This is a genomic window from Mycobacterium sp. IS-836 (assembly GCF_001954275.1).
Classification (GTDB): domain Bacteria; phylum Actinomycetota; class Actinomycetes; order Mycobacteriales; family Mycobacteriaceae; genus Mycobacterium.
Genome location: NZ_MBEU01000026.1, coordinates 1 through 21893 on the forward strand (window position 1 = coordinate 1; position 21893 = coordinate 21893).

Annotated in this window: 24 protein-coding genes; 15 read left to right on the plus strand and 9 right to left on the minus strand. The window is 67.7% G+C overall.

The genetic code is table 11. The features are described from left to right. From A5747_RS09055 to regX, 5 genes are all read left to right on the plus strand, one after another. On the plus strand, window positions 1-426 hold a 426-nt coding region (locus A5747_RS09055), incomplete at its 5' end, for a glycosyltransferase (RefSeq protein WP_142245496.1). Further along, a complete protein-coding gene (locus tag A5747_RS09060) occupies window positions 423-932 on the plus strand; it encodes a YbjN domain-containing protein (protein WP_076062540.1) in 510 nt (169 codons plus the stop codon). The genes A5747_RS09055 and A5747_RS09060, both read left to right, overlap by 4 nt. Before the next feature lie 24 nt (window positions 933-956). Further along, on the plus strand, window positions 957-1706 hold the full coding sequence (locus A5747_RS09065) for a phosphoglyceromutase (protein ID WP_076123489.1): 750 nt from the start codon (window positions 957-959) through the stop codon (window positions 1704-1706). Between the two features lie 175 nt (window positions 1707-1881). Then, on the plus strand, window positions 1882-3105 hold the full coding sequence (locus tag A5747_RS09070) for a cell wall metabolism sensor histidine kinase WalK (RefSeq protein ID WP_142245497.1): 1224 nt from the start codon (window positions 1882-1884) through the stop codon (window positions 3103-3105). Next, the gene (gene regX, locus A5747_RS09075; protein ID WP_076123491.1) at window positions 3102-3785 is read left to right on the plus strand and encodes a two-component sensory transduction protein RegX; all 684 of its coding nucleotides are present in this window, start codon (window positions 3102-3104) and stop codon (window positions 3783-3785) included. Before A5747_RS09070 ends, regX begins: the two co-directional genes overlap by 4 nt. A gap of 2 nt (window positions 3786-3787) precedes the next feature. On the opposite strand, the gene A5747_RS09080 is transcribed toward regX, so the two are convergent. Genes A5747_RS09080 through A5747_RS09090 form a run of 3 tightly spaced genes read right to left on the minus strand, consistent with a single transcriptional unit; the run spans window position 3788 to window position 6929 of the window. Continuing rightward, on the minus strand, window positions 3788-5650 hold the full coding sequence (locus A5747_RS09080; protein ID WP_076123492.1) for a GMC family oxidoreductase N-terminal domain-containing protein: 1863 nt from the start codon (window positions 5648-5650) through the stop codon (window positions 3788-3790). Then, the gene (locus A5747_RS09085) at window positions 5647-5976 is read right to left on the minus strand and encodes a hypothetical protein (RefSeq protein ID WP_076123493.1); all 330 of its coding nucleotides are present in this window, start codon (window positions 5974-5976) and stop codon (window positions 5647-5649) included. The genes A5747_RS09080 and A5747_RS09085 overlap by 4 nt, the downstream gene beginning before the upstream one ends. Then, complete coding sequence (locus A5747_RS09090) at window positions 5973-6929, minus strand: hypothetical protein (protein ID WP_076123494.1); 957 nt, start codon at window positions 6927-6929, stop codon at window positions 5973-5975. Before A5747_RS09090 ends, A5747_RS09085 begins: the two co-directional genes overlap by 4 nt. A 38-nt stretch (window positions 6930-6967) precedes the next feature. Between A5747_RS09090 and A5747_RS09095 the strand changes: the two genes are divergently transcribed. After that, a complete protein-coding gene (locus A5747_RS09095; RefSeq protein WP_076123495.1) occupies window positions 6968-7690 on the plus strand; it encodes a FadR/GntR family transcriptional regulator in 723 nt (240 codons plus the stop codon). Window positions 7691-7693: 3 nt separating this feature from the next. Here A5747_RS09095 and A5747_RS09100 read toward each other — a convergent pair whose 3' ends face one another. Next, on the minus strand, window positions 7694-8479 hold the full coding sequence (locus A5747_RS09100; RefSeq protein ID WP_076062527.1) for a hypothetical protein: 786 nt from the start codon (window positions 8477-8479) through the stop codon (window positions 7694-7696). A 119-nt stretch (window positions 8480-8598) separates the two neighbouring features. On the opposite strand from A5747_RS09100, the gene A5747_RS09105 reads away from it, so the two are divergent. The 9 genes from A5747_RS09105 to A5747_RS09145 all read left to right on the plus strand — a co-directional run bounded on the left by A5747_RS09105 (window position 8599) and on the right by A5747_RS09145 (window position 16157). After that, window positions 8599-9615, plus strand: coding sequence for a Ppx/GppA phosphatase family protein (locus A5747_RS09105; protein ID WP_076123496.1), 1017 nt, complete (start codon window positions 8599-8601; stop codon window positions 9613-9615). After that, complete coding sequence (locus tag A5747_RS09110; protein WP_076123497.1) at window positions 9612-10586, plus strand: hypothetical protein; 975 nt, start codon at window positions 9612-9614, stop codon at window positions 10584-10586. The genes A5747_RS09105 and A5747_RS09110 overlap by 4 nt, the downstream gene beginning before the upstream one ends. Before the next feature lie 16 nt (window positions 10587-10602). Further along, the gene (locus tag A5747_RS09115) at window positions 10603-11445 is read left to right on the plus strand and encodes a sugar phosphate isomerase/epimerase (protein WP_076123498.1); all 843 of its coding nucleotides are present in this window, start codon (window positions 10603-10605) and stop codon (window positions 11443-11445) included. 23 nt (window positions 11446-11468) lie between these two features. Further along, window positions 11469-12305 carry a thioesterase family protein gene (locus A5747_RS09120; RefSeq protein WP_076123530.1) on the plus strand — a complete coding sequence of 279 codons (837 nt, stop codon included), beginning with the start codon at window positions 11469-11471 and terminating at the stop codon, window positions 12303-12305. A 24-nt stretch (window positions 12306-12329) separates the two neighbouring features. Continuing rightward, window positions 12330-13205: a pyrroline-5-carboxylate reductase gene (gene proC, locus A5747_RS09125; RefSeq protein ID WP_198938156.1), complete on the plus strand. Its 876-nt coding sequence runs from the start codon at window positions 12330-12332 to the stop codon at window positions 13203-13205. Window positions 13206-13345: 140 nt separating this feature from the next. Then, a complete protein-coding gene (locus A5747_RS09130; RefSeq protein ID WP_076062519.1) occupies window positions 13346-13600 on the plus strand; it encodes a cell division/environmental response transcriptional regulator in 255 nt (84 codons plus the stop codon). Window positions 13601-13772: 172 nt separating this feature from the next. Next, the gene (locus A5747_RS09135) at window positions 13773-13874 is read left to right on the plus strand and encodes a 30S ribosomal protein bS22 (protein ID WP_003402602.1); all 102 of its coding nucleotides are present in this window, start codon (window positions 13773-13775) and stop codon (window positions 13872-13874) included. Between the two features lie 136 nt (window positions 13875-14010). Next, window positions 14011-15084: an SDR family oxidoreductase gene (locus tag A5747_RS09140; RefSeq protein WP_076123531.1), complete on the plus strand. Its 1074-nt coding sequence runs from the start codon at window positions 14011-14013 to the stop codon at window positions 15082-15084. Next, complete coding sequence (locus A5747_RS09145; RefSeq protein ID WP_139333222.1) at window positions 15066-16157, plus strand: lysophospholipid acyltransferase family protein; 1092 nt, start codon at window positions 15066-15068, stop codon at window positions 16155-16157. Before A5747_RS09140 ends, A5747_RS09145 begins: the two co-directional genes overlap by 19 nt. A gap of 65 nt (window positions 16158-16222) precedes the next feature. On the opposite strand, the gene cmaA2 is transcribed toward A5747_RS09145, so the two are convergent. The 5 genes from cmaA2 to A5747_RS25440 all read right to left on the minus strand — a co-directional run bounded on the left by cmaA2 (window position 16223) and on the right by A5747_RS25440 (window position 21891). Then, the gene (gene cmaA2 / locus A5747_RS09150) at window positions 16223-17131 is read right to left on the minus strand and encodes a cyclopropane mycolic acid synthase CmaA2 (RefSeq protein ID WP_076123500.1); all 909 of its coding nucleotides are present in this window, start codon (window positions 17129-17131) and stop codon (window positions 16223-16225) included. A 10-nt stretch (window positions 17132-17141) separates the two neighbouring features. Then, window positions 17142-17654 carry a MaoC family dehydratase N-terminal domain-containing protein gene (locus A5747_RS09155; RefSeq protein WP_076123501.1) on the minus strand — a complete coding sequence of 171 codons (513 nt, stop codon included), beginning with the start codon at window positions 17652-17654 and terminating at the stop codon, window positions 17142-17144. Window positions 17655-17698: 44 nt separating this feature from the next. Continuing rightward, a complete protein-coding gene (locus tag A5747_RS09160) occupies window positions 17699-18604 on the minus strand; it encodes an HAD family phosphatase (protein WP_076123502.1) in 906 nt (301 codons plus the stop codon). Between the two features lie 345 nt (window positions 18605-18949). Next, entirely contained in the window at window positions 18950-19417 is a 468-nt protein-coding gene (locus A5747_RS09165; RefSeq protein ID WP_233147994.1) for a hypothetical protein, read from the minus strand. Continuing rightward, window positions 19384-21891 carry a hypothetical protein gene (locus tag A5747_RS25440; RefSeq protein ID WP_076123504.1) on the minus strand — a complete coding sequence of 836 codons (2508 nt, stop codon included), beginning with the start codon at window positions 21889-21891 and terminating at the stop codon, window positions 19384-19386. The genes A5747_RS09165 and A5747_RS25440 overlap by 34 nt, the downstream gene beginning before the upstream one ends. Window positions 21892-21893 lie beyond the last annotated feature (2 nt).

Sequence of the window (21893 nt, forward strand, 5' to 3'; positions counted from 1 at the left end):
CTGGCCACCCTGTTCCAGGCTGCCGATCTCGTTGCGGTGCCGAGCTATTCGGAGTCGTTCGGCTTGGTCGCCGTCGAAGCGCAGGCCTGCGAGACGCCGGTCGTGGCGGCAGCGGTCGGCGGATTGCCGGTGGCGGTGCGCGACGGGGTCACCGGCGCCCTGGTGTCCGGCCACGACGTCGACCGCTGGGCGGCGGCCATCGACGGCCTGCTGCGCCTGCGCGACGAGCCGGCCGGGCGCGCGATGAGCCGCGCCGCCGCGGCCCACGCGGCGACGTTCTCGTGGGAGAACACCACCGACGCGCTGCTGGACAGCTACCGGCGCGCGATCGGCGACTTCGCCGCGGGGCGCCAGCGCCGGGTGCGGGACCGGGTGGCGGCGCGCAAGCCGCGCCGCTGGACCTCGCGGCGCGGGGTGGGCGCGTGAACTCCACTGTGCAGGCGGTGATCGAGCACGCCCTCCAGGCCAGTGGATTGACCTACTCGGAATTCCCTGGGGCACATGGCGGATTGCCGGGCCTGGTGGTCGAGCTGCCCGGCGAGCGCAAGCTCAAGACCAACACCATCCTGAGCATCGGCGAGCACTCGGTGCGCGTCGAGGCGTTCGTGTGCCGCAAGCCCGACGAGAACCACGAGGGCGTCTACCGGTTTTTGCTCAAGCGCAACCGGCGGCTCTACGGGGTGGCCTACACGCTGGACAACGTCGGCGACATCTACCTGGTGGGCCGGATGTCGTTGGCCTCGGTGGATGCCGACGAGATCGACCGGGTGCTCGGACAGGTACTCGAGGCGGTGGATTCGGACTTTAATACGTTGCTGGAGTTGGGTTTTCGCTCGTCGATCCAAAAGGAGTGGGAGTGGCGAGTGTCGCGCGGTGAGTCGCTGAAGAACCTGCAGGCCTTCGCCCACCTGATCGACGACGAAGACGACTAAAAGCCGCGTGAGAGACTAGCGCCCATGGGTGACACCGCGACCTTGGTGCTGTTGCGCCACGGCGAAAGCGAATGGAACGCGAGCAATCAGTTCACCGGTTGGGTCGACGTCGACCTGACCGCCAAAGGCCGGACCGAGGCGATCCGGAGCGGCGAGCTGCTGGCCGAGCACAACCTGTTGCCCGATGTGCTCTACACCTCGCTGCTGCGTCGCGCGATCACCACCGCGCATCTCGCGCTGGACACCGCCGACCGGCTCTGGATTCCAGTGCGGCGCAGCTGGCGGCTCAACGAGCGCCACTACGGCGCGCTGCAAGGTCTGAACAAGGCCGAGACCCAGGCCCGCTACGGCGAAGAACAGTTCATGGCCTGGCGGCGCAGCTACGACACGCCGCCGCCGCCGATCGAACGGGGCAGCGAGTTCAGCCAGGACACCGACCCCCGCTACGCCGACATCGGCGGCGGTCCGCTGACCGAGTGCCTGGCCGACGTCGTGGCGCGGTTTCTGCCGTATTTCACCGACGTGATCGTCCCGGATCTGCGGACCGGCAAGACCGTGCTGATCGTCGCGCACGGCAACTCGCTGCGCGCCCTGGTCAAACACCTCGATGGGATGTCCGACGAGGAGATCGTCGGGCTGAACATCCCGACCGGCATTCCGCTGCGCTACGACCTGGATGACGCGCTGCGCCCGACGGTGCCCGGCGGTACGTATCTGGACCCCGAGGCAGCGGCCGCCGGTGCCGCCGCGGTAGCCAGCCAAGGCCGTCGCTAGTTTTTGCCCGTTTCTTCGTTGCCCGCGGCTGACGTGCCGATAGTGTGCTTTACGGCCCCGTTTGCCAAACAGGGCGTAAACGGGAGCCGAACACCTGTAGCTCAGGATGTGACTTGTCCGATTTTGGCCTCGCTCCGCTAGGGCGGCGTTAAGGAAGATTTGTAGGATTTTCTATGTGACTGTGTTCTCGGCGCTGTTGCTGGCCGGGGTCTTGTCCGTGCTGGCGCTGGCCGCAGGTGTTGCGGTCGGCACCCGGCTGTCGCCTCGGATGGTGCAACGCCGCCAGCGGGTGGCCACAGAATGGACAGGAATCACCGTCGCGCAGATGCTGCAGCGGATCGTGACGCTGATGCCGCTGGGCGTGGCGGTGGTGGATTCCCATCGCGACGTCGTCTATCTCAACGAGCGCGCCACGGAATTGGGTCTGGTGCGGGATCGTCAGCTCGACGACCAGGCCTGGCAGGCGGCGCAGCAGGCGCTGAGTGGTCTCGACGCCGAGTTCGACATGCAGCCCGCCAAACGCCAGAACAATGGCCGCTCCGGGCTCGCGGTGCACGGGCAGGCCCGGCTGCTCAGCGACGAGGACCGCCGGTTCGCCGTGGTCTTCGTTCACGACCAGTCGGACTACGCCCGCATGGAGGCCACGCGGCGCGACTTCGTCGCCAACGTCAGCCACGAGCTCAAGACCCCGGTCGGCGCCATGGCCGTGCTTGCGGAGGCCTTGCTGGCTTCGTCGGATGACTCCGACACCGTTCGCCGGTTTGCCGAGAAGGTGCTGATCGAGGCCAACCGGCTGGGCGACATGGTCGCCGAGCTGATCGAGCTGTCCCGGCTGCAGGGCGCCGAGCGGTTGCCCAACGTCACCGAAGTTGACGTCGATACCGTTGTGTCCGAAGCGATTTCACGCCACAAGGTGGCCGCCGACAATGCGCAGATCCAGGTCCGCACCGACGCGCCCAGCGGGTTGCGCGTGCTGGGCGATGAAACCCTGCTGGTGACCGCGCTGGCCAACCTGGTCTCCAATGCGATCGCGTATTCCGCGCCGGGCTCGCCGGTGTCGATCAGTCGCCGCCGCCGCGGGGACAACATCGAGATCGCCGTTACCGACCGGGGCATCGGCATCGCGCTCGAAGACCAGGAACGAGTCTTCGAGCGCTTCTTCCGGGGCGACAAGGCGCGTTCGCGGGCCACCGGCGGCAGCGGGCTGGGGCTGGCCATCGTCAAACACGTCGCGGCCAATCACAACGGCAGCATCGGCGTGTGGAGCAAGCCGGGCACCGGCTCGACGTTCACCTTGTCCATCCCGGCCTATCGGGACGACGACGACCCACCAGAGCAACCGAGGGGCCGTGAGGTGCGGCCCCATCGGTCCCAACGAGAGGAAGAGCTAAGTAGATGACCAGTGTGCTGATCGTCGAAGACGAGGAGTCACTTGCCGATCCGCTGGCATTTCTCCTGCGTAAGGAGGGCTTCGAGGCCACGGTAGTGACCGACGGGCAGGCGGCGCTCGCCGAGTTCGAGCGGGCCGGCGCCGACATCGTGCTGCTCGATTTGATGCTGCCGGGGATTTCCGGCACCGATGTGTGCAAGCAGCTGCGTGCCCGTTCCAGCGTGCCCGTGATCATGGTGACCGCTCGCGACAGCGAGATCGACAAGGTTGTCGGGCTGGAACTGGGCGCGGACGACTATGTGACAAAGCCGTACTCGGCCCGCGAGTTGATCGCCCGGATCCGTGCGGTGCTGCGCCGCGGCGGTGACGACGACTCCGAAATCAGCGACGGCGTGCTGGAATCCGGCCCGGTGCGCATGGATGTCGAGCGGCATGTCGTGTCCGTCAACGGTGACACAATCACGTTGCCGCTCAAGGAATTCGACTTGCTGGAATACCTGATGCGCAACAGCGGCCGGGTGCTGACCCGCGGGCAGCTCATCGATCGTGTGTGGGGCGCGGACTACGTCGGCGACACCAAGACGCTCGACGTCCACGTCAAGCGGCTGCGGTCGAAGATCGAGGCCGACCCGGCCAACCCGGTGCACCTGGTGACGGTGCGGGGATTGGGCTACAAGCTCGAGGGCTAGCCCTAGGCGCACACTCGATTACCGACGACCTCGTCGGCGACGGCCAGCGCCAGCGCCATGATCGACACCTGCGGGTTCACCTCCGGGCAGCTGGGCAGGATCGACGCATCGGCCACCCAGACGCCGTCGACTCCGCGCAGCCGTCCGGTCTCGTCGACCGGACACCGTTGCGAATCGGCGCCCGCGGCGGCGGTGCCCGTCGGATGGAACGCGGCAAGGTGCAGGCTCCGGGGGTTGCTGCGCCGCAGCGCGTCCTGCAGCGCGGGCAGCGACGTGACCGTCGTCGCGCCGGGCAAACCCGTCAGCACCTCGACGGCGCCGGCGGCGAACAGCAGCCGCCCCATGGCCTCGACCGCGACCACCACCTTGGCGATGTCGTCCCGGGTGATGTTGTAGCGCACCAGCGTTTCGCCCCGCGGCGAATGCACCGAGCCGACACCGCGATCGGCGATCATGGCGCCGAACGTGGCGACCTGGGGCGCCCGGTCGAGCCACCCGAGCAGCTCGGCGCCATATCCCGGAAAGACCATCGAGCCCATGCCGGGCGGCGTGGACGTCGCTTCAATCAGCACGCCATCCGACTCGTGGAACTCGTGGACGGCGGCGCTCTGCAGCACGCCGTGCCACGCGACCACGTCGTCGTCGAAGCGCCCGGCGAGCATCGTCGCCGGATGCAGCGCAAGGTTACGGCCGAGGCGCGGATGCGCGCCAAGACCGCTGCGCCGCAACAACATTGGTGTCTCGGTGGCCCCGGCGGCGACAATGACGGTGTCCGCAAGGATGTCAACCGCGGTTCCGTCGGGACGACGGGCGCGCACCCCGCGGGCGCGCCCGCCCTCGTGCAGCACGCGCTCGGCGCGCGCGTGCGAGATGATCCGCGCGCCCGCCGCGCAGGCCTGGGGCAGCGCGTTGAGGTGTACACCGAACTTGGCGTTGCGCGGACAACCGATCGCGCACTGGCAACAGCCCTCGCACCCCGGCGCGTTGCGCGGAATGGGCGCCGCCCGCCAGCCCAGCGACGAAGCGGCATCGAGCAGCAGGCGCCCATTGCGGCCCATGATCTGTAGCGGTACCGGCGCGACCCGCAGCGTGTGCTCGACGTCGTCGAGGTGGGCGCCCAGCCGGTCGGGGTCGGCCAGGCCCAGCCCGAATTCGTCGCGCCAGCGCCGCTGCACGGTCAACGGCGGCCGGTAGCAGGTGCCGGAATTCACGACGGTGGTGCCGCCGACCGCCCGCCCGATCGGCAGCACCACGGACGGGCGTCCCAGCGCGACGGTGGCCCCGGCGCCGCGGTACAGCCCGGCGTAGCGATCGATCGGGTGAGTGGAACGGAACTCCTCGACCGTCCAGCGGCGTCCCTCTTCGAGCACCACGGTGTCGATGCCGGCGCGGGCCAGCGTGCGGGCCACCATCGCGCCGCCGGCGCCGGACCCGATGACCACGGCGCCGGTGGTGACGACGGAGGGGCTCTCGGTGGATGGGATGACCGTCAACGGCGCATCGGGGCGCGCCACGTCGTGCCGCTGGGCGCGGGCGAGCAATTCCGGCGCATAGGTGTCGGCGCCGTTGGCCAGCAACACGATTGCCTTCATGGCCTCGACGGCCACGGTCGCATCGGGGTTGAGGGCGGCGACCCGGCGCAGCACCCGATCCCGTTGGTCGGGACCAAGCCGCGCCAGCGATCGGCCGGTGGTCAGGTAGCTCGCCGCCCCCACGGACGCCAGCCCGGCGCGCAGCGCCAGCCGTGACGTCGCCGGCAGCCGCGCGAGGTAGCGGGCGACGCGATCGGCCAGCTGCGCCGGTGGCGGCCCGCCGTGCTCTTCGGGGAGCAACGCGGTGCCGAACGACGCGGCAAGACGGTTCATATCAGACGGCCGAGCCGTCGGCCGAGCTTGATGAAGAACGGGTATGTGGCGAAGATCGCCCCGGCCGCCGCGTGCAGCGGCCAGCGTGCCTCGGCGGTATTCACGCCGAAAACCCCGCTGTTCCACATGAAGTCGCGGCCATTGCGGGCGCGGAACGGTCGCCACAGGATGCCGAGTCCAGGCACGTTGTTGTAGAGCCCGAACGAGCCGCCGAAGAAGACGCCGAGCACGCCGGCCTCGGCGACGTCGCGGCGATCGCTGGGCACGTTGCGTTCGATCAGCACTCCGGCGGCGACCAGCAGCGGCGGGTCAAGCACGAAACTCATTGTGGTGTCCTTTCATTGACGACGGGCGCCTCGGCGCCGCGCAGGCCGACTTCGGCATGTCCGGTTGCGAGCACCGACCAGTGCCGGTCGTCGATCTCGACGTGGACGTCGGCCTGCTCGGTGTTGGTGCACACCGCGGTGCCGCCGTCGGGGTCGGTGTAGTGCAGACTCACGCACTTCTCCGGCGGCTGGTCGACGCGGATCAGCACCCGGCGGCCGCCGATGCGTCCCTCCAACTGCCAGTGCCGCAAGCCGAGCGTGGTCCGCATCCGTAACGACGGCAAAGGGCTTGCGGGCCAATCCTTTCCGTCAATGCGGAAGCGGACGAACGCCATCGGTGCGAGCCTGCGCAATCCCGGCTTGTGCGAGACCGCGGTGACCGCCTCGAGGATGTCGCCGCCCCCGAGATCGGCGTGGATCCATCCCCAGCGTTTGGCGTTGCCGTGCCCGTAGATGTGGGCGACGCCGCCGCGCCAGCCGTCGACGCGGTGGGCGGCATCGCCGACACTGAGCGAGCCGGTGAAGTCGGCGGTCGGGGCGAGGACCACCTGGGCGCCCGGCAGCAGCTCGCGCTCCCACGCCGCGCGGGGAAACGTCCACAGCGGCGCGCCGTCGTCGCGCCAGCGCAGGTCCCATCCGAGCGATCCCGCGTGCCCGGTCAGCTCGTCGGGCCCCACCCGCGCGCCGGCAGCGGTGAACCAGGCCGTGTCGGTCCCAGGCCGGGCGGGCTCGGGACCGAACCGCTCGGTGCGCGGCGGGCCGTCGGGCGGGAACCAGGTCGCCCAGCCGTGCGCGTAGGGCGCCCGGGGGCCCGGCAGGGGCGCGACCGTCTCGCAGTGGATCCACAGGGCCGCGCGCGTCAGCGGATCCGACAACGTGGCGTACCAGACTTCGAGGCGCCCGGGCTTGCCGCGCCAGCGCGGGAACGCGGCGGATCGCCAGTCGTCGTTCACCGCTTCACCTGCCCGTCGGTTGTATATTGGTTGAGCCAATGAACCAGTCTAGTGCGTTGCAGCCTCCCGACCGCCAGCGGGTGGACGAACAGATCGCGGCGTCGATCGCCGACGCGATCCTCGACGGCGTCTTCCCGCCCGGTTCGACGCTGCCGCCGGAACGGGAGCTGGCCGAGCAGCTCGACGTCAACCGCACCTCGCTGCGCCAGGGCCTGGCCCGGCTGCAGCAGATGGGGCTGATCGAGGCTCGGCACGGCAGCGGCAACGTGGTGCGCGACCCCGAGGGGCTGACCCATCCCGCCGTCGTCGAGGCGCTGGTCCGCAAACTGGGCCCGGAGTTCCTGGTCGAGCTGCTGGAGATCCGCGCGGCGCTGGGCCCGTTGATCGGACGCCTGGCGGCGCAACGGCACGCGCCCGAGGACGCCGACGCGTTACGTGCCGCGCTGGCCGCGGTGGCCGAGGCCGATAGCGCCGCAACGCGCCAGGCCGCCGACCTCGCCTACTTCCGGGTGCTCATCCACAGCACCGGCAACCGCGCCCTGGGGTTGATGTACCGCTGGGTCGAGCACGCCTTCGGCGGCCGCGAGCACGAGCTGACCGGGGCCTACGACGACGCCGGCCCGGTGGTGGCCGACCTGCGGGCGATCACCGAGGCGGTGCTGGCGCGCGACGCGGCGGCCGGCGCCACAGCCGTCGAGACGTACCTGCAAGCCAGCGCGATGCGAATGGTGTTGTCCTACAACAAGAAACGAGCGACGTGAACGCTACTCGGCGAGCCGGGTCGCCGGGTGCACCGCGATGAGGCCTAACTTGCTGCGGCGCTTGCACATCGCCGCCAGTTCCGCATAGGCCTTGGCGCCGAGCAGTTCGGTGAGCTCGTCGGCGAGGCTTTCCCAGACCTGTTTGGCGCCGATGTGGGTGGCCGGGTCGCCCGTGCAGTACCAATGCAAGTCGGCGCCACCGGATCCCCAGCCGCGCCGATCGAACTCGGTGACGGTGGTCTTGAGGATCTCGCTGCCGTCGGGCCGGGTAACCCACTCCTGGCTGCGCCGGATCGGCAGCTGCCAGCACACGTCGGGCTTCATCGTCAGCGGCGGCACGCCCAGCTTGAGGGCCTTGCTGTGCAGCGCGCAGCCGGGGCCGCCGGCGAAGCCGGGCCGGTTCAAGAAAATGCACGCGTCCTTGTGTTTGCGGGTGCGGTATTGCGGTTGGCCCTCATGCTCGTCGAGCTCCAGGTAGCCCTTGCGGCCCAACCCCTTTTCGCGGAATTGCCAGTCGTCGGCCGTGAGCTTTTTCACCGCGTCGTCCAAGCGGGCGCGGTCGTCGTCATCGCACAGGAACGCACCGTGCGAACAGCACCCGTCGTCGGGACGGCCTTCGACGGTGCCGCGGCAGGCCGGCGTGCCGAATACACACGTCCAGCGGGACAGCAGCCATGTGAGATCGGCCGCAATCAGGTGCTCGGGGTTATCCGGGTCATAGAACTCCACCCATTCGCGGGCGAAATCCAATTCGACTTCTTGCCCCGGCTCGAGATGCGAATTCGCCACGCACTCAACGTTAGACCACAATTCGTGTTCGCTGACCCGCCGACACTCGGGCGGCTCGCGGCCCCGGACACAGCGGGGCGCGAGAGGCCCCACGCCGCCGCACCGATTAGGTTGTTCATGTGCGATTGGGCGTGCTCGACGTGGGTAGCAACACGGTCCATCTGCTGGTGGTCGATGCCCACCGCGGTGGACATCCCACGCCCATGAGTTCAACGAAGGCAACGCTGCGGCTTTCGGAATCCCTCGACAGTTCCGGCAAGATCACCAAACGCGGCGCCGAAAAACTGATTTCCACCATCGACGAATTCGCCAAGATCGCCGACAGCTCCGGCTGCGAGGAGCTGATGGCCTTTGCCACTTCCGCGGTGCGCGACGCCGAGAATTCCGACGACGTGCTGGCCCGGGTGCGCAAGGAGACCGGAGTCGAGCTGGAGGTGCTACGCGGCGTCGACGAGTCGCGGCTGACCTTCCTGGCGGTGCGGCGGTGGTACGGGTGGAGCGCGGGGCGGATCGTCAACCTCGACATCGGCGGCGGCTCGCTGGAACTGTCCAGCGGCGTCGACGAGGAGCCCGAGATCGCGTTGTCCCTGCCGCTGGGCGCCGGTCGGCTGACCCGCGAGTGGCTGGCCGAGGACCCGCCCGGCCGGCGCCGGGTGGCGATGCTGCGCGATTGGCTGGATGCCGAGCTGGCCGACGCCAGTGCCACCGTTCTCGACGCCGGCGCCCCGGACCTGGCCGTCGCAACCTCGAAGACGTTCCGCTCGCTGGCGCGGCTGACCGGCGCGGCCCCGTCGGCGGCCGGACCCCGGGTGAAGCGGACGCTGACGTCCAACGGCCTCAGGCAACTCATATCTTTCATCTCTAGGATGACCACCGCTGACCGAGCTGAACTGGAAGGAGTCAGCGCCGAGCGGGCCCCGCAGATCGTGGCGGGCGCCCTGGTGGCGGAGGCGAGCATGCGAGCGCTGTCGATCGAAACGGTGGATATCTGCCCGTGGGCATTACGGGAGGGTCTCATCTTGCGCAAACTCGACAGCGAAGCCGACGGAACGGCCCTCGTCGAGACCTCCGTGCGCGATGCTGGAGGCAAGAAGGTTGATCGGAATGCGAACCGATCGAGAGGCGACAAACCATGACCGGACCACACCCAGACACCGAGAGCCCCGGCACTCGGCCCATCTCGGTGGCCGAACTGCTGGCCAGGAACGGAACCATTGGCGCCCCGGAGCTCACCCGCCGGCGCCGCCGTCGGCGCGGCGATAGCGATGCCGTCACCGTCGCCGAGCTGACCGGCGAGATCCCCGTCATCCAGGACGACGACGAGATCGACCACGGGACCAACGGGACGACCCAGGTCGCCGACCGCGCCGAACCGGTGGCGGACGCGGCCGCCGCTCACGAGGTCACCGACGAGCGGCCCACAACCGCGTACTGGTCCGAACCCGAGCCGCGCTGGCCCAAGTCCCCACCGCAGCCGCAACGCGCGGCCGGGCCCGAGCGCAGCGAGTATCCGCGGCCAGTGCGCCACGTCGACGCAGGCGAGGCCGAGCAATCCGGTGCCGAGGACATGAGCCCGGATCCGCTGGACCAATACGCCGACATTCCGGTCGACGTGATGGATTCCGAAGTGCGCGAAGCCGAGCTCGCGACCGAGGACTCCGCCTACGTGCGGTCCTACCTGCAGGCTTCGGACTCGACGCTGTTCGGCGGGCAGACCCTCGCCGACGAGCTGGCGCGGCGGCGCAGCGGCGAGCGGGCGTCGGCGGACTCGCTGGCCGACGAAGAGGACCACCTCGACATCGACCATGCCGACGAGGGCGCTCACCCCGCGCACGAGAGGCTCGCGAACCTCTGGCGCGGTGGCCTGATCGTTTTGCAGTGCATCTTCGCCGTGGCGTTCGGTGGCCTGCTGTTCATCGCCTTCGACCAACTCTGGCGGTGGAACAGCCTGGTCGCGCTGGTGCTGTCGGTGCTGGTCATCCTGGGCTTGGTGGCCGGGGTGCGGGTGGTGCGCAAAACCGAGGACATCGGCAGCACGCTGATCGCGGTCGCGGTGGGAGCGCTGATCACCCTGGGACCGTTGGCACTTTCCCTGCAATCGGGCTAGGCGCCATCCCCAGATAGTGCGCCCAGCAATCAAAGTCGGCCTGTCCACGGCCTCGGTCTATCCATTGAGGGCCGAGGCCGCGTTCGAGTATGCGGCCAGGCTCGGTTACGACGGCGTCGAGCTGATGGTGTGGAGCGAATCGGTCAGCCAGGACATCGATGCCGTCAAGAAGCTTTCCAAGCGGTATCGCGTCCCGGTGCTGTCGGTGCACGCGCCCTGCTTGCTGATCTCGCAGCGGGTGTGGGGGGCCAACCCGATTCACAAGCTGGAACGCAGCGTGAAGGCCGCCGAGCAGTTGGGCGCACAGACCGTTGTCGTGCATCCGCCGTTTCGCTGGCAACGGCGCTACGCCGAGGGTTTCAGCGACCAGGTCGCGGAACTGGAGGCGGCCAGCGACGTGATGGTCGCCGTGGAAAACATGTTCCCGTTCCGGGCGGACCGGTTCTTCGGGGCCGACCAGTCGCGCGAGCGGATGCGCAGGCGCGGAGGTGGCCCGGGCCCGGCGATTTCGGCGTTCGCTCCGTCCTACGACCCGCTGGACGGCGACCACGCGCACTACACGCTGGATCTGTCGCATACCTCGACCGCGGGCACCGACTCGCTGGAGATGGCGCGGCGCATGGGTGCGGGGCTGGTGCACCTGCACCTGTGCGACGGCAGCGGCCTGCCCGCCGACGAACATCTGGTGCCGGGGCGCGGAACGCAACCCACCGCCGAGGTCTGCCAGACGCTGGCCGGCGGGCGTTTCGCGGGCCATGTCATCCTCGAGGTGTCCACGTCCGGGGCGCGTTCGGCCTACGAGCGCGAGGCCATGCTGACCGAATCGCTGCAGTTCGCGCGCACGCATCTGATGCGGTGACCGACGAGAGTTCTCAGGAGACCATGAACGCGCTGTTCACCGACGCCATGACGCTGCGGGAGATCGACCCGGGTGTGTACGAAGGCGAGCTCAACAAGCACTGGACCATCGGGCCCAAGGTCCACGGCGGCGCCATGCTGGCGCTGTGCGCCAACGCCGCCCGCACAGTCTGCGGCGGCCGACCGGATGGACCGGTCTTACAACCGGTCGCCGTGGCGGCGAGCTTCCTGTCGGCCCCCGATCCCGGGGTGATGCAGCTGGTGACGTCGATCCGCAAGCGCGGCCGCCGGATCAGCGTGGTCGACGTGGAGCTGGTTCAGGGCAGCCGGACCGCGGTGCACGCGGTGGTCAACCTGGGGGAGCCGGAGCATTTCCCGCCCGGCGGCCAGGCCGCCCCGCTGCTGTCGGCGAATCCGGTGGTCGATCTGATGGCGCCGGAGCCGCCCGACGACGTCGCGCCGATCGGACCCGGACACCCGCTGGCCGGCCTGGTCCATCTCGGCGAGGGCTGCGACGTGCGGCCGGTGCTGTCGACGCTGGCGCCGAGCACCGACGGCCGCCCTCCGGTGATTCAGATGTGGGCGCGCCCCCGCGGTGTGGCACCCGACGCGCTGTTTGCGCTCATGTGTGGGGACCTGTCGGCGCCGGTGACCTTCGCCGTGGAACGCACCGGCTGGGCCCCCACGGTTCAGCTCACCGCGTTTCTGCGGAGCCTGCCCGCCGACGGCTGGCTGCGAATCATCGCGACGTGCACGGAGATCGGGCATGACTGGTTCGACGAGGACCACACCGTCGTCGACAGCTTGGGTCGGATCGTCGTGCAAGCGCGCCAACTCGCGATGGTGCCCGCCGCTGGGTAGCCGGTGTCTGCGATGCTTTCCGGCATGGCAAGAATCGCGATCATCGGTGGCGGCAGTATCGGCGAGGCCTTGCTGTCGGGTCTGCTGCGCGCGGGGCGCCGGGTCAAAGACCTGGTGGTCGCCGAGCGAGTGCCCGAACGCGCCAAGTACCTCGCGGACACCTATTCGGTACTGGTGACCTCGCCGACCGAGGCGGTCGAGAACGCGACATTCGTCGTCGTCGCGGTGAAGCCCGCCGACGTCGAGTCGGTGATGGGGGAGCTGGGCCGGGCGGCCGCCGCCGCGGAAAACGACACAGCCGAGCAGGTGTTCGTCACCGTTGCGGCGGGGATCACGATCGGTTACTTCGAGTCGAAGCTGCCGGCGGGAACGCCGGTGGTGCGGGCGATGCCGAACGCGGCGGCCCTGGTGGGTGCCGGCGTGACCGCGCTGGCCACCGGTCGTTTCGTCACGGCGCCGCAGCTCGAGGAGGTTTCGGCTCTGTTCGACGCGGTCGGCGGTGTGCTGACCGTTCCCGAGTCGCAGATGGACGCGGTCACCGCCCTGTCCGGATCCGGCCCGGCCTACTTCTTCTTGATGGTCGAGGCCCTGGTCGACGCCGGGGTCGCGGCGGGGCTGAGCCGCCAGGTGGCCACCGATCTGACCGCCCAGACCATGGCGGGGTCGGCGGCGATGCTGCTGGAACGGATGGATCAAGACCGCCGGCCCGGCGAAGGCGAGGCCCTGGGGGCCGGCTCGGACGCCACCGCGGCGCAACTACGCGCGACCATCACCTCGCCCGGCGGGACGACCGCCGCTGCGCTGCGCGAACTCGAGCGAGGCGGATTGCGGGCGGCGGTCGACGCGGCCGTTCAGGCCGCCAAAAAGCGCTCTGAGCAGCTAAGAATTACATCAGAATAATTCAAGAATTTTGAACTGATTGTCCCCCACCAGTACCAGTAACCCCACTAGTCCCGCTATTCTCCTTTCTGTATGCACGTGTGGGTGCCAGCGGAGGGGAAGCCGCTGGCATTGCGCGGGCCTGACACGATTGGGTTGCGATGACGTCTACGAACGGGCCATCGGCGCGAGATTCCGCTGGCAAGCGGGACACCGGTGCAGTCGATGGCCAGCAGGCCAGAACACAATTTCTGACCGTCGCCGAGGTGGCTGCCCTGATGCGGGTATCCAAAATGACGGTTTACCGGCTGGTGCACAACGGCGAGCTGCCAGCGGTTCGGGTTGGGCGGTCCTTCCGGGTGCATGCGAAGGCTGTCCACGACATGTTGGAGACTTCGTACTTCGACGCGGGCTGAGCTGAAACCCGCCGCAAGACCGAGGTTTTCGGCGCGCGGTCGGATCCGCACCATGGCGAGGGGCGTGATTTGGCGTGCGGTCACGCGGTCGCCGGTTTGGTGTTCCATACCGGCGGCCGGGTAAAGTGGCCGGGTCCTTTCCAAGCCGGTCACGGGTCAGATAGCGGAGTTCATGGGTTCAGTAATCAAGAAGCGGCGCAAGCGCATGTCGAAGAAAAAGCACCGCAAGCTGCTGCGCCGCACCCGGGTGCAGCGCAGAAAACTTGGCAAGTAAGCCCCGCCCGGTTCCATCCCACCCGCGCCGACCGTCATGCGGCCGTAACGCCGCTGTCTCTCTTGGCCGTTAGGCTGTTCGGGTGGATTCGCCGAGCGGAGATGGTGGCGCGACGGGCGGCACCGCGACCGACACCATGCACTACCCCAAGGTTGTGCTGGTTACCGGTGCATGCCGGTTTCTGGGCGGCTACCTGACCGCTCGCCTGGCGCAGAACCCGCTGATCAATGGGGTGATCGCGGTGGACGCGATCGCGCCGAGCAAGGACATGCTGCGCCGGATGGGCCGCGCCGAGTTCGTCCGCGCAGATATTCGTAATCCGTTTATCGCCAAGGTGATTCGAAACGGCGACGTCGATACGGTGGTGCACGCCGCAGCCGCGTCGTATGCGCCCCGATCCGGCGGTAGCGCGGCCCTCAAGGAACTCAACGTGATGGGCGCGATGCAACTGTTCGCGGCCTGCCAGAAAGCTCCCTCGGTGCGTCGCGTCGTGCTGAAGTCGACGTCGGAGGTGTACGGGTCGAGCGCGCACGATCCGGTGATGTTCACCGAGGACAGCGGCAGCCGTCGACCCATCCGCGGCGGTTTCGCGAAGGACAGCCTCGACATCGAGGGGTACGCGCGCGGCTTGGGCCGCCGCCGCCCCGATATCGCGGTGACCATCCTGCGGCTGGCCAACATGATCGGCCCCGCGATGGACACCACGCTGTCGCGCTATCTAGCTGGGCCTTTGGTGCCGACGATGTTCGGCCGCGACGCGCGATTGCAGTTGCTGCACGAGCAGGACGCCCTGGGCGCGCTGGAGCGCGCGGCGATGGCCGGCAAGGCCGGCACGTTCAACGTCGGTGCCGACGGCATCCTCATGCTGTCGCAGGCGATCCGGCGGGCCGGCCGAATTCCCTTCCCCGTACCCGGCTTCGGCGTCTGGGCGCTGGATTCGCTGAGACGGGCTAATCGCTATACGGAGATCAGCCGTGAGCAATTCAACTACCTGAGCTACGGGCGCGTCATGGACACCACCAGGATGCGTACCGAGCTCGGTTACCAGCCCAAATGGTCGACGGCCGAGGCGTTCGACGACTACGTTCGCGGCCGCGCGCTCACTCCCATAATCGATCCAGATCGGGTACGCTCCTTGGAGGGTCGCGCCATTGCCTTAGCGCAGCGCTGGGGTAGCCGAAATCCAATTCCATGGGGTGGGGTCAGGTAGATATCGTGGCGGGTGAAACCAGAGCGAATGTCATTCCACTGCACACCAATCGGGGTCGGGTAGCGGCGCGGCGCAGAGCCGATCAGCGGGCGGAGTCGTCTCGACAGCATCCCTCATTGCTTACCGATCCGCGGGGTCGGGCGTCGGCCGAGCAGATCGCCGCCGTCGTCCGGGAAATCGATGAGCACCGCCGTGTCGCCGGCGCGCCATCGGCAGCGGAGGCACCGCTCAACGAGCTCGCGCAGCGCGTCGCCGCCGTCGCCGGATTCCTCCGGCAACGGTTGACGGGTGACTACACGGTCGACGAATTCGGCTTCGATCCCCACTTCAACAGCGCGGTCGTCCGGCCTTTGCTGAGGTTCTTCTTCAGGTCCTGGTTCCGGGTCGAAGTCAGCGGCATCGAAAACCTGCCCAGCGAGGGCGCGGCGCTGGTGGTGGCCAATCACGCCGGGGTGCTGCCGTTCGACGGGCTGATGCTGTCGGTGGCCGTTCATGACGAGCACCCGGCGGAGCGGGACCTGCGGCTGCTGGCCGCCGACATGGTCTTCGATCTGCCGGTGATCGGCGAAACCGCCCGCAAGGCGGGCCACACCATGGCCTGCGCGAGCGATGCGCACCGGTTGCTCGCCGCGGGCGAGCTCACCGCCGTGTTCCCGGAGGGCTACAAGGGCCTCGGCAAGCGATTCGAGGACCGCTACCGGTTGCAGCGTTTCGGGCGCGGCGGCTTCGTTACGGCCGCGCTGCGCACCAAGGCGCCGATCATTCCCTGCTCGATCATCGGTTCCGAAGAGATCTACCCGATGCTGACCGACGTCAAGCTGCTGGCGCGGCTGTTCGGCCTGCCCTACTTCCCGATCACTCCGCTGTTTCCGTTGGCCGGGCCTGCGGGCCTGGTGCCACTGCCGTCCAAGTGGCGAATCGCGTTCGGCGAGCCGATCTACACCAACGACTACGCCGCGTCCGACGCCGAGGACCCGATGGTCACCTTCGAGCTGACCGATCAGGTGCGCGAGACGATCCAACAGACGCTGTACCGGCTGCTCGCCGGCCGTCGCAACATCTTCTTGGGCTGAGTTTCGGCCCGCTTACGCGAAAGCGCCCCGGCGCCAAGGGCACCGGGGCGCTTTGCGCTCGACGGCTACTTGACCAGAGTGAACTGGCAGACGTCGGTGTAGTGGTCGCGGAAGAGGTCCGAGCACCCACGCAGGTAGTGCATGTAGATGTCGTAGGTCTCCTGCCCCTTGAGCTCGATCGCCTTGTCCTTGTTCGCTTCGAGCGCGTCGGCCCAGGCGTTCAGGGTCGGCACGTAGTTGTGGCCGATCCGGTGGTAGCGCTCGACCTTCCAGCCGGCGTTGGACGAGTAGTGGTCGACCTGCGAGATCCGGGGCAGCCTGCCGCCCGGGAAGATCTCGGTCAGGATGAATTTGATGAAGCGCAGCAGGCTCATCGGCGTTTCCAGGCCGCGCTCCTCGGCTTCGTCTTTGTCCGGAATGATGATCGAGTGCAACAGCATTCGGCCGTCGTCGGGCGTCAGACTGTAGAACTTCTTGAAGAAGGCGTCGTAGCGCTCGAAGCCGGCGTCGCCGGCGCCGTCGGCGAAATGCTCGAACGCACCGAGTGACACGATCCGGTCGATCGGCTCGTCGAACTCTTCCCAGCCCTGGATCCGCACCTCTTTGCGGCGGGGGGTGTCGATCTCGTCGAACTTCGCCTTGTCGTGGGCGTACTGGTTCTCGCTCAGCGTTAGGCCGATCACGTTGACGTCGTACTCCTGCAGCGCGTGCCGCATGGTGGAGCCCCAGCCGCACCCGATGTCGAGGAGCGTCATGCCGGGCTCGAGGTTGAGCTTGTCCAGCGAGAGTTTGCGCTTGGCGTACTGAGCCTCTTCCAACGTCATGTTCGGGCGCTCATCGAAGTAGGCGCAGCTGTAAGTCATCGACGGGTCGAGCCAAAGCTTGAAGAACTCGTTCGATTTGTCGTAATGGGATCGGACATCTTCGACCGGGGGCTTCAGCTGGGTGCCACCCGTTTCACCCTGTGACGTCATTGAATTGACCCTACTTTCCAGCAGATATGGATGCAATTGCTGCGGCGGTCGTCGCGGCGTCGGCATCTTGGTGTGCGGCTTCTCCCAACATTGTGACAACGCTGGTGACCACCGGTTTGCCCTCGGCGTCTGTGACTTCGCTGCGGATTTCACTGATCACCGCGCCGTGGGACTCGATTACCGAGTCTAGATAGGTGTCGAAGTACAGCTTGTCCTGGGCCAGGATCGGCCGGTGGAAAATGAACTTCTGGTCGCGGTGCAGGACCCGGGCGATGTTGATCGGGATGCTGAACTTGGTGAAGATCTCCAGCTGTACACGCCGTCCCGCGATCGCCAGGAACGTCAGGGGCGCGACCAACTCGGGATAGCCGGCCTCGGCGGCGTCGGACTCGTTGAAGTGCGCGGGGTGGTCGTCTTTCACCGCGAGGGCGAACTCGCGGATCTTCTCGCGTCCGACCTGGAAGTAGTCCGGTGCCCGGTAGTGGCTGCCGATGATGCCTTCGGCCTCTTTGGGGACTGTCATGCCCTTTGCTCTCTGTTCGAATAGCTGCTCAGCGGCGCAGCTTATCAGCGTGATTGGCGTCGCGACGCCAACGCGGCCAGCGCACCGCCGGCCGCACCCAGCGCCAAGGCCGACGGCACCCCGATCCGGGCCGCCTTGCGTGCGGTGCGGAAGTCGCGAATCTCCCAGCCCCGCTCGCGCGCCAGCGCACGCAGCCGGGCATCGGGGTTGATGGCCACCGCCGTACCAACCAACGACAGCATGGGGACGTCGTTGTAGCTGTCGGAATAGGCGGTGCAGCGTTTGAGGTTGAGCCCCTCCCGGATCGCCAGCGACCGGACCGCGTGCGCCTTACCCGTACCGTGCAGGATCTCGCCGACCAGCCGCCCGGTGAACACCCCGTCGACCGACTCGGCGACGGTCCCCAGGGCGCCGGTCAAGCCGAGCCGCCGCGCGATGGTCGCGGCGAGTTCGTAGGGCGTGGCGGTGATCAGCCAGACCTGCTGGCCAGCATCGAGATGCATTTGGGTGAGCTCACGGGTGCCGGCCCAGATCTTGTCGGCGATGATCTCGTCGTAGATCTCCTCGCCGAGACGCTCCAGCTCCGAAACCGACCGGCCCTCGATGAAGGCGAGCGCCTTCCGGCGTCCCGCGGCGACGTCGTCGCTGTTCTCCTTGCCGAGCAACTGAAACTTGGCCTGGGCGTAGATGAATCCGAGCACATCGCGATAAGTGAAATAGTTGCGAGCGGCCAGCCCGCGACCGAAGTGCACGGCCGACGAACCCTGTACCAACGTGTTGTCGACGTCGAAAAATGCGGCGGCGGTCAGGTCGATCGGCGGCTGCGGGTGCCCGTCCTCGGCGGCCTCCTCCAGGCCCTCGAGCGCACGCGCGGCGCTGGCGTTGGCGGCCAGCGTCTGCAAGTCGACGGGAGCGGTTGGTTCCGCGCCGCCGGACTCAGGGGAAGTCATCGCCAACCCTCCTACATCGCTGGCAGATCTCAACCCTATCCGGCAGATGTGTGGAGGTTGTGTGGGTTGCGTCGCCGAACGTGACGCTAGCGTCACGTTCGGGCTCCAGCGTGACGCCACCGTCACGTTCGTCACCGTCGGCAGCCGCGTTCGGCTGTGGGGTGATGGCATCGTTGGTGTTTGAAGGGAAGTGGTTTGTGCACGGCCCGTCAATTAGCTCTGCGTGATGGATAGATACGCAGCTTATTCGCAGCCAAAGTTCCATTGCGCATCCCCGTTGAACGGGCGGTGAAACGTTCATCGCGCACGGCTGCGGATGACCTCTGATTCCAATCAGAACGGGAGCTAAGAAAGCCCTTGCTCCTCGCGCCAGCGTGTCCAGTACCTATCGGCATTGGAGCGGCGGAGCGTTCTAAGCGTCTCGCAAATGGCTTCGATGTTGGAGGCGTCTGAAAATAGTTCCTCGACGCGTTCAGCTTTCTGGTGGAACCACGTGATCTCGTCGGCTGCGGACGAATACTCGATCTCGTCCTGCCCATTTAAGTACTGTCTGATAAGCGATACGGTGAACCAGTTATCTGGCGTTGCCAGCGCTGTAGGTGCTACAGCAAGTAGAAACTGGCCTTTATCGTTGGACAGCTGCCAACTGAGGATCGGGCCTGTGATGGTCAGCGATGCATTGATCGTTGCCACACCGCTCGTAACCGAATCGGTAATACGATAGCGGGGATCGAGATATAGCGCATCAAAGTATTTCAGAAAGTACTCTAAGAGCGTTTTCATTTTCCAATCTTCCCGCCAGGTGGAACCCATGTAGTGTCATTTATTTGGCGATACCCGTGCAACTCGAGGTACCTAATCTCGGCGCCAGTAAACGAGTTTGGATTCACCATATCGAACGGTACTGACAGGGTGATCTTGTCCCCGTTCGCGATGGCCACGTCAAGTACATGCTGGTTCGCAGCGAGCCGTTCTGTGGGGGTTGCCGCATACCATGCGTCACCGATATCGAAGTAGCTGGCCCGATGTAGTTTTGCGAAGTCGGTGTAGGACAGGCCGCCCCCTGGGGGTGTAAATGGTCCGAGGACGGTTTCGCCGCTTCCCGTCAGGTGTTGTTCGGATAGCGCTCGGAGCCGATCGCTCATGTGGTCGAGCGGGTTCTCCAAATTGAATTCAGGCCGGTCTGGGGCCGCGTCACCCGGCGTGGGGCTGTCATCTCCCGCGGGCGGGTGATCATCGCCAGGCGGGCTTTCGCCACCACCGGGCCCGTGCGGTCCTTTGCCGTCGCCGTCCCCGGACCCGTGCGGACCGTGGGGCGTGCCGTCGCCGGGTTTCGCGCCGCCCGGGTGACCGCCAGGTTCCCCGCCGCCCGGTGTTCCACCGCCCGGCGTCGCGCCCGGTTCTCCGCCGTGGGGTGTCCCTCCAAATGGCGGTGGCGCTTCGGCGGGAAGGCCCCCCGCCGGGGCAGAAGATGGCGACGACAGATGCGGCTCGGGCAGCGAAGGCGCAGAAGTCGCGGGCGCGGACGCCGACGCCGCGCTCGGAACCGATTCGGCCGGAGCTCCGGCTGCCGGGGCTGACACTGCGGCAGGGACGCGCTCGTGCGGCGGTGGGTGGGGCGGCGTGCGTTCTGCCGGCGCGGCCGCCGGCGCCGCGCCGGACCCGTGGGGCGGTGGCTTGCCCTCTGCGGGTGCCGACACCTGCGTGGGGGACTCGTGCGGCGGCGAAGTCGGTTTCGGCGGCTCACCCCCATGCGGCGGCTCGACAGGCGGGCGGGATTCCGTCGGGCCGTGCGGTAGCGGAGATCCGGGAGGCGGCGGTGTCGGCTTGCCCGGCGGAGCGGGGGCGGGGCGACCAGGTTCCGGCGGCTTCGGGCCCGGCTCTGGCGGCTTGGGGGTTGGCGGCTCAACCCGTGGCGGCTCAACCGTGGGCGGCTTGATGGACGGGGGTTTCGGAAGCTCTCCCGGTTTTAAGCGTCCTAGCGCATCAAGAGCGCCGTGGCCCACCTTGCCAATCTTCGAGAGCGGCCCCCCCGGGAGGGCCAACGTCACGAGGTCGAACACGGATTTGCCGGCCGCTTCCGCGGGATTGGTTTTCCATTCGTCCCAATGCGCAAGGCCCTTACCGAGCTGCTTCCACGACTCCACGACGCCAGGCCCACGGTCAGGGCCCAATCCGACGAGCGGCAGAGAGCCCTGGACCATCCCGCCCATGTCTCTGGCATAGCCCACCGGGTCGAACAGCAGTCGCAGTTGACTGATGTCGTAGAGCCCCTTGACGAATCCGCCGGCCTCCGAATACACGCCTTTGGCGTACTGCCCCACTTGGTTGATGGCTCGGCCGACGTCGGTGCCGTGCAGGAACTGATCCCACTCCCGCGAGGCGTAGTCGCCCATCGTCGTAAGGATCGTTTCCGCCTCACGCACGGTGGCCGCGATCTCGGCGCGCAGCGCATCGACCTCCGCGGTGAACCGGTCCACCACCGTGCGAATGTCGTCGGCGATCTTTTTGATCTCGTCTTCGTCTTCGTCGGTGAGAATGTCCCAGACCTCTTTGATCCCGGTCATCGGATCACAGATGCGGGCCAGCAGATCCAGGATCGCCGCGTGCACCTGATCGACCTTCGCCGCATAATCGCTGAGTTGGGCGGCGATCTTCTGGGACTGCTGCACGATGCCGGTGGTGCTGCTGTAGGCCTCGGTGAACGCGCGATCAATGGCCGCGCCCTCCGGGATCTGTTGGCCGCGAATGGCTCCCATGGGCCCGCCGGTCCCGAGGATTTCGGCGACCGCGAACTGCGTGCCCGCCGCACTCCACGCTGCGGCCGCGGCGCGCAACTTCCCCGAATCCGCGCTCGGCCAGATCATCCCGATGAACGGGGCCACCCATCCCCAGCCCGCCGGGGGGCCGTCGCCGGTTCCGACCGACGAGGGCGGGGAGCCCGCCGAGATCGGCCCCGTCGGTCGCGGCGCCGGAAGCGGGCTGCCATGGCCGGAAACGTCCGACTGCGCTTCGGCCAGCGAGTAATTGTGCGCCGACATCCGCACGCCAACACCCAGACCGCACAAGCCGTTTCGCGTGACCACCATGGCCTGGACGAGCTTGGCCGCCGAACTGTCGTAGCTGCGGCCGAGCGCCGCGCCGGCGGGATCGTCGCCGGCCATCCCTGCGCACCCGGACAGCACCGCCGTCAACGTCGAGATCACCGAGCCCAGACCCTCGCCTGCCGTCACCACCTCGGCACCTGCGTTATCGAGGGCCGCGGTGTCAACCGCCAGCGGCGCCATTA

What these genes read in the sequence shown, in the direction of transcription:
- A5747_RS09085 (WP_076123493.1), bottom strand. Translation starts at nt 5,976, where the DNA reads ATGAGTTTCGTGCTTGACCCGCCGCTGCTGGTCGCCGCCGGAGTGCTG.
- A5747_RS09110 (WP_076123497.1), top strand. Translation starts at nt 9,612, where the DNA reads ATGACCGGACCACACCCAGACACCGAGAGCCCCGGCACTCGGCCCATC.
- A5747_RS09140 (WP_076123531.1), top strand. Translation starts at nt 14,011, where the DNA reads ATGCACTACCCCAAGGTTGTGCTGGTTACCGGTGCATGCCGGTTTCTG.
- A5747_RS09160 (WP_076123502.1), bottom strand. Translation starts at nt 18,604, where the DNA reads ATGACTTCCCCTGAGTCCGGCGGCGCGGAACCAACCGCTCCCGTCGAC.
- A5747_RS09155 (WP_076123501.1), bottom strand. Translation starts at nt 17,654, where the DNA reads ATGACAGTCCCCAAAGAGGCCGAAGGCATCATCGGCAGCCACTACCGG.
- A5747_RS09130 (WP_076062519.1), top strand. Translation starts at nt 13,346, where the DNA reads ATGACGTCTACGAACGGGCCATCGGCGCGAGATTCCGCTGGCAAGCGG.
- A5747_RS09165 (WP_233147994.1), bottom strand. Translation starts at nt 19,417, where the DNA reads ATGGGTTCCACCTGGCGGGAAGATTGGAAAATGAAAACGCTCTTAGAG.
- A5747_RS09135 (WP_003402602.1), top strand. Translation starts at nt 13,773, where the DNA reads ATGGGTTCAGTAATCAAGAAGCGGCGCAAGCGCATGTCGAAGAAAAAG.
- regX (WP_076123491.1), top strand. Translation starts at nt 3,102, where the DNA reads ATGACCAGTGTGCTGATCGTCGAAGACGAGGAGTCACTTGCCGATCCG.
- A5747_RS09145 (WP_139333222.1), top strand. Translation starts at nt 15,066, where the DNA reads ATGGGGTGGGGTCAGGTAGATATCGTGGCGGGTGAAACCAGAGCGAAT.
- proC (WP_198938156.1), top strand. Translation starts at nt 12,330, where the DNA reads ATGGCAAGAATCGCGATCATCGGTGGCGGCAGTATCGGCGAGGCCTTG.
- A5747_RS25440 (WP_076123504.1), bottom strand. Translation starts at nt 21,891, where the DNA reads ATGGCGCCGCTGGCGGTTGACACCGCGGCCCTCGATAACGCAGGTGCC.
- A5747_RS09065 (WP_076123489.1), top strand. Translation starts at nt 957, where the DNA reads ATGGGTGACACCGCGACCTTGGTGCTGTTGCGCCACGGCGAAAGCGAA.
- A5747_RS09080 (WP_076123492.1), bottom strand. Translation starts at nt 5,650, where the DNA reads ATGAACCGTCTTGCCGCGTCGTTCGGCACCGCGTTGCTCCCCGAAGAG.
- A5747_RS09120 (WP_076123530.1), top strand. Translation starts at nt 11,469, where the DNA reads ATGAACGCGCTGTTCACCGACGCCATGACGCTGCGGGAGATCGACCCG.
- A5747_RS09095 (WP_076123495.1), top strand. Translation starts at nt 6,968, where the DNA reads ATGAACCAGTCTAGTGCGTTGCAGCCTCCCGACCGCCAGCGGGTGGAC.
- cmaA2 (WP_076123500.1), bottom strand. Translation starts at nt 17,131, where the DNA reads ATGACGTCACAGGGTGAAACGGGTGGCACCCAGCTGAAGCCCCCGGTC.